The 15,464-nt window shown below is 38.2% G+C and carries 15 protein-coding genes; 8 read left to right on the forward strand and 7 right to left on the reverse strand.

Annotated elements, in window-relative coordinates; all coding sequences use genetic code 11:
* Positions 1 to 14 precede the first annotated feature (14 nt).
* A complete protein-coding gene (locus J2S05_RS18920) occupies positions 15 to 1,277 on the forward strand; it encodes an ABC transporter substrate-binding protein (protein WP_306985611.1) in 1,263 nt (420 codons plus the stop codon).
* Between the two features lie 16 nt (positions 1,278 to 1,293).
* On the opposite strand, the gene J2S05_RS18925 is transcribed toward J2S05_RS18920, so the two are convergent.
* Entirely contained in the window at positions 1,294 to 2,136 is an 843-nt protein-coding gene (locus J2S05_RS18925; protein ID WP_306985613.1) for an AraC family transcriptional regulator, read from the reverse strand.
* A gap of 77 nt (positions 2,137 to 2,213) precedes the next feature.
* Between J2S05_RS18925 and J2S05_RS18930 the strand changes: the two genes are divergently transcribed.
* Positions 2,214 to 4,370, forward strand: coding sequence for an alpha-galactosidase (locus J2S05_RS18930; RefSeq protein WP_306985615.1), 2,157 nt, complete (start codon positions 2,214 to 2,216; stop codon positions 4,368 to 4,370).
* A 568-nt stretch (positions 4,371 to 4,938) separates the two neighbouring features.
* Here J2S05_RS18930 and J2S05_RS18935 read toward each other — a convergent pair.
* Complete coding sequence (locus J2S05_RS18935; RefSeq protein WP_306985616.1) at positions 4,939 to 5,946, reverse strand: glycoside hydrolase family 5 protein; 1,008 nt, start codon at positions 5,944 to 5,946, stop codon at positions 4,939 to 4,941.
* 320 nt (positions 5,947 to 6,266) lie between these two features.
* Positions 6,267 to 7,097, reverse strand: coding sequence for a carbonic anhydrase (locus J2S05_RS18940; protein WP_306985617.1), 831 nt, complete (start codon positions 7,095 to 7,097; stop codon positions 6,267 to 6,269).
* 208 nt (positions 7,098 to 7,305) lie between these two features.
* On the opposite strand from J2S05_RS18940, the gene J2S05_RS18945 reads away from it, so the two are divergent.
* The 5 genes from J2S05_RS18945 (at position 7,306) to J2S05_RS18960 (ending at position 9,540) form a co-directional block, all read left to right on the forward strand.
* Positions 7,306 to 7,527: a hypothetical protein gene (locus J2S05_RS18945; protein WP_306985618.1), complete on the forward strand. Its 222-nt coding sequence runs from the start codon at positions 7,306 to 7,308 to the stop codon at positions 7,525 to 7,527.
* A 145-nt stretch (positions 7,528 to 7,672) separates the two neighbouring features.
* Complete coding sequence (locus tag J2S05_RS18950; protein WP_306985619.1) at positions 7,673 to 8,434, forward strand: alpha/beta fold hydrolase; 762 nt, start codon at positions 7,673 to 7,675, stop codon at positions 8,432 to 8,434.
* On the forward strand, positions 8,434 to 8,682 hold the full coding sequence (locus J2S05_RS20500) for a serine aminopeptidase domain-containing protein (protein ID WP_370873663.1): 249 nt from the start codon (positions 8,434 to 8,436) through the stop codon (positions 8,680 to 8,682). Before J2S05_RS18950 ends, J2S05_RS20500 begins: the two co-directional genes overlap by 1 nt.
* Before the next feature lie 125 nt (positions 8,683 to 8,807).
* Positions 8,808 to 9,290 carry a tyrosine-type recombinase/integrase gene (locus J2S05_RS18955; protein WP_306985620.1) on the forward strand — a complete coding sequence of 161 codons (483 nt, stop codon included), beginning with the start codon at positions 8,808 to 8,810 and terminating at the stop codon, positions 9,288 to 9,290.
* Positions 9,291 to 9,330: 40 nt separating this feature from the next.
* Entirely contained in the window at positions 9,331 to 9,540 is a 210-nt protein-coding gene (locus J2S05_RS18960; protein ID WP_306985621.1) for a hypothetical protein, read from the forward strand.
* Positions 9,541 to 9,673: 133 nt separating this feature from the next.
* Here the strand turns inward: J2S05_RS18960 and J2S05_RS18965 are convergent, their stop codons facing one another.
* Complete coding sequence (locus J2S05_RS18965; protein ID WP_306985622.1) at positions 9,674 to 10,207, reverse strand: GNAT family N-acetyltransferase; 534 nt, start codon at positions 10,205 to 10,207, stop codon at positions 9,674 to 9,676.
* A gap of 138 nt (positions 10,208 to 10,345) precedes the next feature.
* Here J2S05_RS18965 and J2S05_RS18970 point away from each other — a divergent pair, with 138 nt between their 5' ends.
* On the forward strand, positions 10,346 to 10,945 hold the full coding sequence (locus J2S05_RS18970; protein ID WP_306985623.1) for an ATP-dependent DNA ligase: 600 nt from the start codon (positions 10,346 to 10,348) through the stop codon (positions 10,943 to 10,945).
* 170 nt (positions 10,946 to 11,115) lie between these two features.
* Here the strand turns inward: J2S05_RS18970 and J2S05_RS18975 are convergent, their stop codons facing one another.
* The 3 genes from J2S05_RS18975 to licT form a co-directional block, all read right to left on the reverse strand.
* Positions 11,116 to 12,525: a glycoside hydrolase family 1 protein gene (locus J2S05_RS18975; protein ID WP_306985624.1), complete on the reverse strand. Its 1,410-nt coding sequence runs from the start codon at positions 12,523 to 12,525 to the stop codon at positions 11,116 to 11,118.
* A 23-nt stretch (positions 12,526 to 12,548) separates the two neighbouring features.
* Entirely contained in the window at positions 12,549 to 14,429 is a 1,881-nt protein-coding gene (locus J2S05_RS18980; RefSeq protein ID WP_306985626.1) for a beta-glucoside-specific PTS transporter subunit IIABC, read from the reverse strand.
* Between the two features lie 112 nt (positions 14,430 to 14,541).
* On the reverse strand, positions 14,542 to 15,411 hold the full coding sequence (licT, locus tag J2S05_RS18985) for a BglG family transcription antiterminator LicT (RefSeq protein ID WP_306985628.1): 870 nt from the start codon (positions 15,409 to 15,411) through the stop codon (positions 14,542 to 14,544).
* Positions 15,412 to 15,464: the final 53 nt, after the last annotated feature.

A 15,464-nucleotide genomic window follows, 5' to 3' on the forward strand; every position in this document is an offset into this window, starting at 1 on the left:
TAGGGGGAGTTCTTATGAAGAGGAAATGGCTAATGGGTCTAGCAGGAATAATGCTAATTACCGGTTTGGTTGGATGCGGAAGTGAGTCAGATGGGGATGCCTCCGATAATAAATCCGTTACGTTAAGAATGCTTGCATGGGGAAATGGGCCTGCAGAGCTTGAAGGCGACAAAGAAATTTTGGATGTATTTGAGGAGGAGAATCCAGGAATAAAGGTTGAACTAATCCATGTACCTTACGATAATGTGAACGAGAAATTTGTAACCATGTCTGCGGGGGGAGATCAGCCTGACGTGACTTGGGTTCGAGATACAGCCTTGCAAAGCTTTGCTAGTCAGAATCTATTAATGGAATTAGATGAGTTGCTGGCAGAAGCAGGATTAAGTGAAGATGAGTGGCTTCCTGGAGCGTGGGAGATGGGGAGATACGAGGAGAATGTGTATGCCCTACCTCGGGATTTAATTACTCATCATATTGTATATAACAAGGATATGTTTGATGAAGCGGGTGTCGACTACCCTGAAGAAGGTTGGACATGGGATGACTTTTTAGAGAAGGCAAAAGACTTAACTATAGAGGAGAACGGAAAAATAACCCAATTTGGAACTAGTGGATACTATTGGATGGAAGCATTACTTCAAAATGGTGGAGAAGTATTCAGTATGGATGGAACAGAAGTTCTAATTGATACTCCTGAGTCTGTTGAAGCCATTTCATGGATTCGTGATCTATCTAACTTGCATAAAGTTTCACCAACGGCTACTGAATCTGAAGGCTTAGGCGATCTATTTTTAGCTGGTAGAGCAGCGATGGGTATAGCTGGTCCGTGGCATTGGCGTGCATATGCAGAAGACGGGAATTTTGAATGGGATATTCAAGAAATGCCTGGAGGGAAGGAAGGTAATAAGTCTCAGCTGCTAGGACTTCCAGTTGCCATTGGTTCACAAACCGAACACCCTGAAGAAGCTTGGAAATTACTTGAGTTTCTAACTCATGGAAAAGGTCAAGAGATTCAAGCCGATATCGTTGGTGCTTATCCTTCTGTCATTAGAGCTGCTGATACATTTGGAACAAGTCATTATGCACCTGATAATATCGCAATTGTAGCAAAAGCTATGGAAGAAAACACGGTTGTACAGAGCTTTTTCCCTGAAAAATCCGAAGCTCTTACAAATGTTCAGCCGGTCATTGATCAGATCAATAATAAAGATTTAGATGTTGAAGATGAACTTAAGAAGTTGGGTGATAAGCTACGAACGGAATATGATAAAAAATAAAAATCAGGAAGCCCTTTTATTGGGCCTCCTCCTTTTCTTCCCTATTATGCTTTTGTTCCACTCTATAATTTTTAGGGGAGATTCCCATTTTCTTTTTAAATAACTTGGAAAATAACAATGAGTCTGGATAGCCGACTGAACGTGAAATGTCCCCAATTGCATGGTCAGAATTTTTCAAGAGAAGACAAGCCTTCGATAATCGATAATTAACGAGATATTCCTGAATACTTAGACCAATATATGTTTTGAAGAGAGATGTGAGATAGCTTCTGTCAAGACCAACAAATCTAGCAATTTGAAAGACTGTAAGTTTACCAGAAAAGTGCATATCGATAAAATCAATGACCATTTTAACATAGTTCTCTTGTTTGGAATCCGTTAGATCAAACTGAACTTGACGAGGATTTGATTTCGTCAGGTCATCAAGTAATAGATATAAAAAGGCAGTTTGTCTTAATACAGAGTTCGCTTCAAGCATTTGTGTAATGTGAGTAGCAAATGAGGCGTCTTCATCTTGAAAAATCGGTTGTTTTTTTGTTAATGAGGTCTGATTAATAAAGTGCTTTGCTTGAAGGCCATGAAAACCTACCCAACAGTATTGCCATGGGTATTCTGCATCTGCTTGATAAAAAGATACAACATCTGGAGGAATTAAAAAACCTTGACCAGCTGAAAGCTCAAACAGTTGATTGTCAATCTTATAACTTCCTTTTCCTTTAAGAACATAATGTATAAGATGGTACTCTCTAATAGCAGGCCCATATGAATGATAAGGTGTGCATTTTTCTTCACCGAAATTATGCAGATACAAATCAAGAAAATGAATATCCTTAGGAACATAAACCATTTTTTGAGACATAGAGTTAGCTCCTCCTAGTTGTCTTATTAAATATTTTACCGTATTACTTACTATTAAAAAAGTATCGGAGGTTATGTATGGTTATTTATTCACACAAAGAAGAAGGGTTGTTTCATCTCCAATCAAAAGAGATGAGTTACGTATTGTCCATTAACGAAGGTTACCCTGTTCATCTATATTGGGGGGCGCGGTTACATGATAATCAGAATCTAGTAGATATTGTACAAGATGATGAAAAATACGGGTTAGATCGATTACCACAAGAATACCCTCAATATGGTACGGGGGATTTTAGACATCCCGCATATTTAGTTCAGCTTGAAGATGGAACAAGGGTTACTGAAGCTCTTTATAAAGGTCATCGTATTATTAAGGGGAAAACTCCATTAGCGGGTCTTCCATCTGTATATACTGAGAAAGAAAGTGAAGCAGAAACGTTAGAGATTGAACTCTATGATTCATACGCTAGTCTTAGTATCTATTTATCGTATACCATTTTTCATGATCGGTCTGTTATATGCAGAAATACTAGATTTGAGAACAAGGGTACGCAATTATTACGCCTTTGGAGTGCATTAAGTGCAAGTATTGATTTTCCTGAGGGAGATTTATTTGAATCGGTTTATTTATCAGGTGCTTGGGCACGGGAAGGAAATATTGAACGGCGTGCCTTAAGTTCTGGTAGTACCATTATTGAAAGTCGTAGAGGAATGAGTAGTCATCAACTTAATCCTTTTATGGCATTGGTTAAGCCCATGACCGATGAGGACCGGGGTGAGGCATTCGGATTTAGCTTAGTTTATAGTGGTGGTTTTAAAATTGAAGCAGAGGTCAATTCTTTTCAATCGGTAAGACTGTCTCTAGGAATTAATCCATTTGATTTTAACTGGGTGCTAAAGGAAGGCTCTGAGTTTCAGACTCCTGAGTCCGTGATGGTATTCTCGCAAAACGGAATCGGTCAAATGTCGCGAACATTTCACTCATTATACCGAGAACGTTTATGTAGAGGAAATTTCCGTGATAAAGAGCGACCAATTTTGGTGAATAACTGGGAAGCGACCTACTTTAACTTTGATGAAGAAAAGCTACATGCGATTGCTGAAGAAGGAAAGGAAGCTGGAATTGAATTATTTGTGTTAGATGATGGCTGGTTTGGGAAAAGAGACGACGATACCACATCTTTAGGTGATTGGTCTGTTGATCATAGAAAGCTTCCTAATGGTTTAAAACATTTGGGTGAGAGTATTAACAAAAAGGGTATGGACTTTGGGCTATGGGTTGAACCAGAGATGATATCACCTAAAAGTAACCTTTACAGAGAACACCCAGATTGGTGTATCCATGTAGAAGGACGAAGAAGATCAGAACATAGAAGTCAGCTCGTTCTGGACTTAACGAGAGAGGATGTTCGGGAGTATTTGTATTCTACTCTAAAAGACTTGTTTCAATCGGCACCCATCCGTTACGTGAAATGGGATATGAATCGTAGTCTTACAGAGATAGGCTCAGCCAACTTACTATGTGAAAATCAGGCAGAAACAGCACACCGCTATGTACTGGGCCTGTATAGTTTACTAGAGCGAATTACATCTGAGTTTCCTAATATTCTATTTGAAAGCTGCTCAAGTGGTGGGGGAAGATTCGACCCAGGTATGCTCCATTACATGCCGCAAACATGGACAAGTGATAATACAGACGCTATTGAACGATTAAAGATTCAATACGGAATAAGCTTAGTCTATCCAATTAGTAGCATAGGTGCTCATGTTTCTACGGTTCCAAATCATCAGGTTCACCGATTAACACCTCTTGATATACGAGGAGATGTTGCAATGTCTGGTACATTTGGTTATGAACTTGATTTGACAAAGCTTACGAATGAAGAGAAACAAAGTGTCAAAGAACAAGTTACTACTTACAAAGAAATCCGACCGCTCATTCAATATGGAGATTTTTACCGCTTAAAAAGCCCATTTAATGAAAATGAAACGAGTTGGATGTTTGTGTCTAAAGATAAGAAGGAAGCCATTGTTTTTTTCTTTAGAGTATTAGCAGAACCTGTCCCAATTAAAAAACGAATTAAATTAAATGGATTGAACCGTAACTGGCAGTATTTTATTAAAGAACAAAATCGATTTGATTATGGAGATCGCCTCGAACAAATTGGATTGGATATACCTGTAATGAAAGGTGATTTTGTCAGTGTGATCTATTCATTAAAAGCAAAGGCATAACCAACAATAAAAATGAAGGAAATCTCTAACTCTAGCTCTTATGAACATTTACTTAATCTAGCCATCTTTTTATCACTATATTCACACTCATTATTACAGAGCTAACTCAAAATAAGAAAAAGATCAGCAAATGCTTTGTCTGCTGGTCTTTTTTCATATCTTAATAGTGAGATCCAACTTCTCTATACCCTAAGCCTCTTTCTAATTGGATTATTAGAAGTTCACACGAGCAAAAATCAGGGCACCAACTTAATAGACATTGGTTAAGTAGATTGTAATTGGCTCTCGTTTTCTTTCCTTTTACACCGACCTTTAACCGCAGCAAGCCCCTACTAATCCTAATACCTAAATGTTGTTTTAGTTAACATAGTAAGGTACGTGGAATTAATATGATGATCAAGAAAAAAAGGCTATTTAAGCCTCTTTTTTCTGTACATATAAATGAATTTGTTCAAGTGAATCTTACATAAGTAACAATCCAACATAACCTTTGTTAACGGTTGTATCTGTTTTCTAAGCAAGATCCTAGGACATAACCCTTTAAGTTCAGAAAGGCCTTCTATGGAGTTCACTTGACCAAATTAGAGAATGAATAGATTCCACTTGGTTCAGACGTTTCTTTAATTCCATTTCGCCCGTTAATGATGGTATCTCCCCAATTTGTCAAATTATTACCCGCCCAATCATAGGATAGATCCAAATATTCAACATCTTGACTGTTTCCTTTCCAAGACCACGCTAACCATCCGACTCGTTTTTCTTCCGAATAACTCATGATTGTTTCTTCATCTACATCCCCGTCGTGATGGCGATGTCCAAACTCTCCTACGACTACCGCTAATCCTTCATCCAAAACACCATCAATGTTTGCTCTAATTGTTTCAGCGTCCCCTCCCGCATATTCATACATGTGAATAGAAAACATCGTATTTTTGGCTGGGTCTGAATCAAAAACTTCTTTTCCATAATTATGAATGGATGCTGGATACTGCCCCCAACCAGCAGCATCAACCATTATCGTATGTTCAAGTCCTGCTTCCCTGAGCTTAGGTATAGCCTGTTTATATCCATCTGCCCACGGAACACTATCCCAAGATCCATACCACTCGTTAGCGATATTAATAATAACCGTATCTTCTTTACCAATTAAAGCTTCTTTAATATCAATCCAATAATTCACAGCGCTATTCAAAGATTCAAGATCATCCTTACCCGTTGCATCGTGGACTTCTAGAACAGTAATCAGGTTATTACTTTCAGCTAACGAAATAACATTGCTTACTGAAGTGATATCATCTATTGTAGATTCACTTCCATCTGAAAGAACAATTCTGATGGTATTAGCTCCTGTTTCAGCAATAGCTGGAATCGCTGTAGCTGAATCATCCTTAAACCAAGAGTGACCGTGATTAATTCCACGCATAACAAATTCATTACCTGTCGCATCATAAAGAGTGTTACCACTCACTTGAAATCCATTAGCTGCTTTCGCTTCGGAACTAGCAAATACTAAATACGTTAAGACTAACAAGACAAAGCTTAACAATAATATTGACGACTTCTTTAAAACAGTCATACAATCACTCTCCTATTCGTTTTATAAATCTTTTTAAAAACAAAACCATTTTAAGATAACGCTTACAATCATGATAACAGCACTACTTTGTTTTTGGTCGAATTTAGTCAATTTCCCAATACGATTATTTGAATTTTTGGGGATGAAGTTCAGAAATTTTTTCAAGCGGCTGTGTATTTCCATAACTAAATGTATTAATATTATTTGGATTTACCCATTACGGTGTAGCAATTTCTAGACGAGTGAATATTAAGCGCCCCGCTTTAATTTCACAACAAATAAAACCACCAAACGCTATGTCTGCTGGTCTTTTTCATATCTTAATAGTGAAATCCAACTTCTCTATTACCTAAGTCTTGAATCGGACGATAGTTATTTGGGTATAGATCTTGAAAAGCCTGAAGTTGTTCAGAAGATAGACTAATTGTAGAATCACTCACACTCCATTTCACATCTTCTGAGCAAGGTGGAGTAGTAAGAGAACCATCATATTGGAACGTTGATAAATCACTAGGTACTAATTCAGATGGGTTAAGAGTAATCGTTTCAGTTGCTTCTCCTTGATCCTCCGGCATTAAGTCCCACATACCTGCAAGCGTTTCATTCTGTTCGCCTTCTTCAATTAAAACACCTAGGACAGCTAAATTTGCATTATGGTCTTGGTGTACCAAATGAACTTCCATCTCAAAGTATTCGTCATCTAAGGTGTGTTCGCTTGGTGAATGGAAATGAAATTGGACAAGGTTATATTCAGTATTATTTAAATGTAATGTATTAGATGATGACCCTTCTACATTCGCTTGAATGGTATGGCCATTGTTTTCAATTGAAAACTCGGTTTCTTCATAGTCCAGATCGAAAGACCACTTTTCATTTGAGGTATCTTCATTGTGTAAAGCGATAGGGGACTGTTCCTCCCCTTTAGAGCAGGCCTTGTAGTCTTTACTTAACTCTCCCCAATACTCAGGACCGGTTAGACCGGAATAAGACCATCCGCTGTGCCCATCATCCGTTAGCAAATCATTAAGAGTCTTGTAGGATAGTTGCTGATTTTCAGTGTGTGCATAGATCGGAGTGGTTACTAGTAGCGTACTTGATAGTAATAGTGTCGTAATCATAGTGGATTTAAGTAGAACGTTTGGTTTTTTCATCATCATCACTCCAATTAATGTAATAGTTTCTACTTTTAATTATATGAGAAAATGATTTGAAAACTAGTAGATCATTCTATTTCCCAACTAACAATCGTTCGACATGTATAGATACTCACTTAAAAAATACTATGACCGAAATTAATTTTTTTCTCATATCTGCTATAATTTTAATATACTCTATTAACCGGTTAGGTGGATGAACATCATGGATATGTTTATAACAGAGTTGAAGATTAAACAAAAGAAGAACTGGGGAACTTTCTATTTAAGTGGGTTACCAAATGTACGTTTTCAATTTACCATAGACGAAAGTGGTTTTCCTAAACTAGATCATGAATTGATTTATGGAGAGGAAGTAAAAATTATAGATAACATAGGATTATTTGAAAAGATAGAAACTGTTTTAAAAGCATTTGTAACTACCTAATAAGTGAATGAATCAAAATCAAAGAAGCACTTGCCTGCAGCAAGTGCTTCTTTGATGGAATAATATGTTTATTGTAGTATGATTTATTTATAGTTAGTTTTCTTCATATTTGATGGTATATCATTAAAATTTAGGAGTTGAGAGAGTGTCTACTAATAGTCATTCGGGTGCTAAAAGCGGTACTAAGTTAGTATCTACTAAGGATTACGTTGAGATAAATGGTGTTAAACACGGACTAATTAGAGAAACAATAGATGATTCCTTGCCCGTTCTTTTAGTGGTTCATGGAGGACCTGGATTTCCTTTATACCCCATAGCAAAAGCCAAAAATGTAGAATTCTATAAGTATTTTACTGTTTGTTATTATGATCAACGTGGGACCGGAATGTCGTATGTGTCAGACGGCAGTTTAAATATTGAACAAGTCGTTAGTGATTCCATAGAAATTAGTAAGTACATAATTAATAAGTTTGATGTAGATAAACTATACTTATTAGGGCATTCATGGGGAACCATAGTAGCAAGCCTAGCCGCTAAGGTCGAGCCACATTTGTTTCATGCATACATTGGAATAGGTCAAGTGGGGACACCTCAAGAGTCAGAAAGAGAAACATTTAATTATGTTTTAGCAAAGGCTAAAGAGGTTGGGAATAAGAAGTGGATCACAGAAATTGAAGGTTATCCTTTTGATGATCAATATTATAAAAATCAGAAATACAATACCATACGAAGTAAGTATACAGAAAAATTCGGAGCGGGTTTCTTGAGAGATGGGTACTCAAATTTTGAAAGCTTGAAAGATATTTTAAGAACACCACTATATACACTAAAGGAAAGAATAAACATTCTCAGAGGTGCATTTTACTCTTATCAAGCACTTGGTGAAACAATGGCAAATCCAACTTAATGGACAGTATCCATTACATAGACACACCTGTGTATATACTCCAAGGAAAACATGACCACCTAACATCACATCATCAAGCACTTACATTTTATGATCATGTCAAAGCTCCCCATAAAGCGTTCGTTACATTTGAGGATTCATCACATTGTCCTTTTATTGATGAGCAAGAGAGGTTCCTTCAAGAGTTGAGGAAGATACCGGTAGAGGTTGAAAAGCAGCATTTTCTTAATCAAATTAACCCGCAATAGTCTTAATGAAATATGTATTTCATTGTCCTTTTGTATAAGGATTAATTAATACTGAACAGTATTAATTAATTCTTATACATATAACTGATTATTTAAAGTTTATCTTCTTTCATACATTCTAATTATTGAAAAAGTCGCTTAAGAGCCACTGTTCAGAGCCTAATTATATCCTTTTCCTTTTAGGCATTAATACGGGTTTACGAGTGGGGGACTTACTGCGGTTAAAAGTGGCCGACGTTCGAGGAAAACAAAAGGTTGTTATCCGGGAAGGAAAAACGAGAAAGCAACGAACGATCTATTTATCGAATGTGTATGACGAGTTGGCTATGTATGTTGAGTCTCTTCCGGATTCTTCCTGGTTGTTCCCTAGTCGAAAAGGGGAGAACCCGATTTCAAGGGTCCAAGCGTATCGGCAACTCATTAAAGCCGGGGATATGGCCGACATTCCGGAAGGCATTGGCACTCACACGATGAGAAAGACGTTTGGCTATTGGCATTATAAGCAATTTAAAGATGTGGCCGAGCTGCAAATGATCTTTAATCATTCTCACCCGAAAGTAACACTGACCTATATCGGTATCCTGGAAGAAGAGGTTGAAACAATTTAAAATCATTCATGTTGTAAATAGAAGAAAAAGGGGAGTTACAATGGATTTAAAGGAACTTAACAATAGATATGAAGAAATTATCCATTCAAATCGGCCGGAGGAAATTAAAACAAATCAGCTTTCTATGTTAATGACTTACATGGAAGGGGCTTTCTCTATTCCGATGCAACGTAATGAAGAGTGGGAGAGAAAAAATAAAAAAATAATTGCGCTTTATAGGAAGATTTCAAGAAGCCGACAGTTTGAATAAGATAAAAAGGCCACTCGCTATTAAATTCGAGTGGCTTATCTATATCAATGTACAGAGGGTAAGTTTTATGTTCCCGCAATCTATTAATATAAACCAAATTTATTCACTCTATATACTCTTAACATTCTATTACTTAAAGGGAGCTGGCAACTATGTTGAAATATTTATCTGATGTCAAACTATATTTGTTTACCAAACCTTGTTCTTTCCATTCAATTTGTCCATCGTATTGCATACCAATTTTTTGTAAAATTCTTTCGGATGCAATGTTCTTAGGATTTACCGCAGAAACAAGTGTTTTAAGTTTCAGTTTCTCAAAGGCATATGGTAAAGTAGCCCTTGCTGCTTCTTGCCCATAACCTTTTCCCCACGCACTTTGGGTATATCCGTAACAAATTTCAGTGCCGGTGAGTATTTCACAATACTTAAATCCACAATACCCGAGATACTTACCTGTTGACTTTTCGATGACAGAAAAAACTTTATTATCACTTGATTCAAACTTACCGCACGCTTGTTTATGAGTAAATAATGCTTCATCGTAACTTAATGTAATAACACCTCCTGTATATTTCTTTGCCTCTGGATTGTTATTCATCTCCCAATACTCGTCAAAATCTTCTATACTTGGAGGTCTTATTATTAATCTTGCTGTTTCTATTTCCAAGGTCATTTCACCCCTAAGTTATTAATAATCTTCACATCACCATTATAAACTTTCTACTTTCTACTCTTTAAATGGAATTACTTACAACCGTTCTTCTTATGTATTTATTATATAATATATGAAGGAAGGTGAAAATCATTGTTTAAATCTCCTATGCTATTACAATCCTTACCGGAACCACCGGATAACGATATAGAGTGCATCACAGAATTAAAGCTCGATGGCCATAGAATGATCATGAGCCGCTTTGAAGGAAAAACAAGACTTTTCACCAGGCATCGAAACGAGGTTTCAACGATGTACCCGGAACTCCTAGAACATGAGATTGAAGAGGGAACCATGCTCGATGGGGAACTCGTTGCCCTGGATGATGAAGGGAAGCCGGACTTTGAAGCGTTGCAGCTGCGCTCCCGATCAAAGAAATTGATTGATCAAGTACCCCTTCAATTTGTTGCGTTTGATAGTCTTTACCACCAGCATAAACGCATTACCTCTAAACCACTGCATGAACGCAAAGAAAAAGTGGGCGTATCTCTTCCTCAAAATCAGCCAACCCTTGTCGCTCATAACTTTGTCATTGGACAAGCTCAAAATTACTTTCAATTAGTGAAAGAAATGGACTTGGAAGGTATTGTTGTAAAGGACCCTAATTCGGTCTATAAAATCAATACAAGAAGTAAGGCATGGCATAAAATCATTAACTATTCGTACCGTGATGCCTCGGTGAAGAAGATATGAAAAAAGGTTGGATTAGTGGCCACAGATATATTCGTTTTTACCGACCTTGACCTAAGAAGGGAAACAATACACCTCAAAGTGAATAAATCGAATCGAATACTTTCTACCCTTTTAAAACCTAAACCCCCACAGTTAAATCTGTGAGGGTTTAATTATTATGAACAATTTCCTTACTCAAAAAGCGATTCCCCGTTACTCCCTATGACATCCTTATACCAATAAAACGACTTCTTCCGGTACCGCTCAAGCGTGCCGTTCCCGTCCTTATCACGGTCTACATAGACAAAGCCATAGCGTTTTTCCATTTGAGCCGAAGCAGCACTAATTAAATCAATGCATCCCCAAGAAGTGTAGCCGAATACATCGACTCCGTCTTCAATCGCACGACCAACTTCTCTTAAATGGCCTTTATGAAAATCAATTCGGTAGTCGTCATTAATCGTTAGTGTTCCGTTTTCTTCGATTGGATGGTCCAGTGCACCCATGCCATTTTCAGAGACGAACATTGGGAGCTCATAGCGCTCATAATAGAAGTTCAGGATGTACCTCAATCCTTGTGGATCGATTGGGTAGTTCCATTCTGAGTACTCAAGGTATGGATTTTTCAATCCACGATAGAGGTTTCCTTGAGCTAACTCGTATTTAGTTGGATCCTTAGCTACTGTTTTGCTATTGTAGTAGCTGAATGAGATAAAGTCGACTGTGTGCGTTAAGCTTTGCTTATCATCTTCTGTTATCTCTAGCTTGATGTTGTCACGATCGAATAGGCGTTTTGTATAGTACGGATACTCTCCTTTGGCATGTACGTGTACAAAGAGTGTGAGCTCCTGTTGTTCTTCCATTGCATACGTTACATCATCCGGATGACACGTCATTGGATAGCGTGGTGCCGATGCAACCATACATCCGATTTTGAAGTTTGGGTTGATGTCCCGTGCAATTTTTGTCACTAAGCCGCTTGCGACGAGCTGATGGTGAGCGGCTTGGTACATGTCTTGCTTGCTTAGTTGGTCCCTTGGTGTGAGCACACCTCCACCAAGTAAAGGCACGTGAGAGGTGACATTGATTTCGTTGAACGTCACCCAGTATGTCACTTTGTCCTTGTAACGTCTGAATACCGTTTCCGCGTATTTCGCAAACAAGTCAATGAGCCTTCTACTTCTCCAACCATCATAGGCTTTACTCAGATGTAACGGTGACTCATAGTGTGAGAGGGTAACCAACGGCTCGATATTGTACTTATGACACGTATCAAAGACACGGTCATAGAATGCAAGACCTGCTTCATTTGGAGCATCTTCTTCTCCTGTTGGGTAGATGCGTGTCCACGCAATCGACATCCGAAAGACCTTAAAACCCATTTCAGCCATGAGCTTGATATCCTCTTCGTACCGGTTATAGAAGTCAATTCCTTCTAGTTTCAGGTTGTCTTCTGTTGGTCCGTCTGTGACTGGACCAAATATGCCTTTTGGTAGGACATCCTGGACGGATAATCCTTTCCCGTCCACGTTATAAGCCCCTTCACATTGGTTGGCGGCTGTTGCGCCGCCCCATAAGAAGTCTTTTGGAAATACACTCATGCTTCTCAAACCCCTTCATACTATTATTTTACAGCTGTTAAAATGACCGTATCATTTGTTGCTTCATTCGTTTGTCCTTCAACTACATCAAGATATTGACCGGTATTTGTTACGATAATAGGAGTCGTCAGTTCGTAGCCGGCTTTTGCGATCTTGTCCGCTTCAAACGTAAGAAGCGTCTCTCCTTTTTTCACTTGATCTCCTTCTTTGACAAAGGCTGTATAGAACTGTCCATCTAGCTTAACTGTGTCAATTCCAACATGAATTAAAATTTCTAACCCGTCCTCGCTAACTAAACCAATCGCATGTTTTGTTTTAAAGACCATCGCGACTTCTCCATCAAATGGAGCGACTACTTTCCCTTCAGTCGGAAGGATCGCAATCCCTTTACCCATGGCTTCTGTTGCAAAGGCATCATCATTCACATCTGACAGTTGAATTACACTACCGTTTAATGGGCTGAATACCACTGTTCTTTGATTCATTTTATCGTTAATAGTCACGCTTGGTTTCTCGTCTGCTTTCTTTACTTGATCGTCTCCATCTTGCTTTGCTTTTTGTGAATCCTCTTTAAATAAGATAAGAGAAGCAATAAATCCAACAATAATCGCGATAATTAGTGTAATCACTGCGTTGTAGAAGTTCCACATTGTCTCTCCACCCATATAAATTGGGAGTGAGAAAATATTTGAAGTACCAGCTGAGTACGTTTTGATTCCTGTAATACCAGCGTATAGTCCAGCAACCCCAGCCCCAATCATGGTAGCGGCTAGTGTTCTTTTATGTTGCAAGGTAATTCCGTATAACGCAGGTTCGGTAACTCCCATGAAACAAGATAGGCCTGTTGATGTTGCAAGTGTTTTTAACTTTTTATTCTTCGTTCTAACAGCAAATGCGATTACCGCTCCACCTTGAGCCATGTTATATGAAAGTGTGGCAGGTGTAAGAATGGAACCATACCCTACAGCTGCACGTTGTGTTGCTTGAACGGCACCAAGACTATAATGCATTCCAGTCATAACTAGGAATGGTGCAAAGGTTGCAACTAAAAATGGTACTAACCAGCTTGCTCTTTCATCTAAGAACGTAAAGCCTTGAGCTAGATACTCCCCAATAACAGCACCGATTGGTCCAAGTACAATTAATCCGATTGGTCCGACAACAAGAATAACAATCATTGGTACCACAAAGATTTTGACAACGTTTGGAGTAATCTTTTGCATGAATCTCTCCACATAAGACTGAAGCAATACAATTAAAATAATCGGGATAACAGATGATGAGTATACAGCTAATTTAATGGGTATTCCTAGAAATGCCGCTTCCATACCTTCCGTTCTAAGTGCTGTTAGGTCAGGGTGAAGAAGAATCCCTGCAAACACTAGAGCAAGCAAAGGACTTGTGTTAAATTTCTTCGCTGCCGTGGTAGCTATTAAGAATGGTAGAAAGTAAAAGACGGCGTCGCCCATCAGATTCAGAATATAGTAGGTCTGAGACTCTGTAGACATCCATCCAAAGTTTGTGCTTAACGCGAGAATCGCTTTAACCATCCCAGAACCAGCTAAAGCACCGACAATCGGGATAAAAATCGCTGCAATCACATCAAGGAGCTTAGCAAAGGCATTCTTATCGTCTTTCTCTGGTTTCTCATCACTTGTCATGTTGCCTAGCTTATTCACTTCATCGAACACGTCTTTTACGTGAGGACCCACGATGACCTGAGTTTGTCCTCCCTTTTGTACGCACCCAACAACACCGTCCAATTGCTTTATTTTCTCAATATCAGCTAAGCTATCGTTTCTTAAGTTAAATCGTAGACGCGTGACACAGTGGCTTAAGTTCGATACGTTCTTCTCCCCACCCACTTGCTCAAGTATCTTTTTTGCGAGTTCTGTATACTTCATGGTCTTCCCTCCAGAATAATTGGTATAAAAAAAACACCTATATAATCATGCATGAAGAAGCATTACAAAATGCTAATCCATACAGATCATCTAGGTGTTGCCTGCCTAACAGTTACAATCCATGATCAGATCTTATTTGGTTTTCTCTCATTGTTAAACGATTAATATGAAGAATAAAATATAATTGCTCTTCCGATGTCATCGATACATTCATCTTCGACGTAAAGTACGCATCTATTTTTAAAATACATTGATAGGTTTTTGCATATTTCGTTTTCACTTGAAGGAATAGCTGGTTATCGTCTTCAGAATCATAACGAACTTGTCCATGTATTCGCTGCAAGAAGTATCGGACATGCGTTACAAAACGACTATAGTTAATCGAATCTTCTTCGATCTCAATGTTAAAATGAAACTTAATAATATTTAGGATGTCGAGAATCACTGCATTTTCACTATTTGCTTTCATATCTAAAGTGGAATCGAGATTTTGTCCGTTCACAAAATGAAGTGCAATAAAGCTAGCCTCATCCTCTGTTAACCTGACTTTCTCATAATAATAAATCGTATCCAGTGCTTTTAATGCAACCTTAAATTCTCTGGGGTAGAACTTTTTAATCTCCCATAAGAATGCATTTCTCATAAGTTCTCCTTGTCTATGACGATGGAGCGCATAATTAATGTGGTCGGTTAAGCCAATATAGATACTATCATTAAAGGTAATCTCCAGTTCCTTCTCCGCTTCCTTCACAATGCTATTAGTTAACTCCAAATGATTAATTGGAATCTCTCCTACCAGGTGAACAAAGCTATCCACTAGTTCTTTCGATTCTAAGGTGAAGATCTTGTCTACTTTATCTTGGTCTACCTCATCTCCCTCTTTCTTTCCAAAGGCAAGGCCTCTGCCAAGTAACACTTTCTCTACAAACTTTTCATCGTGAGCCAAAATAACATTATTGTTAAAGACTTTTTTTATACGCACGATGCCCCCTCCTAAATAAAAAACACCCAAATAACCATAGAAGTATCTCAGAA

Origin of the sequence: Alkalicoccobacillus murimartini, from assembly GCF_030813245.1 — a bacterium.
GTDB classification, from domain to species: Bacteria; Bacillota; Bacilli; order Bacillales; family Bacillaceae_D; genus Alkalicoccobacillus; species Alkalicoccobacillus murimartini.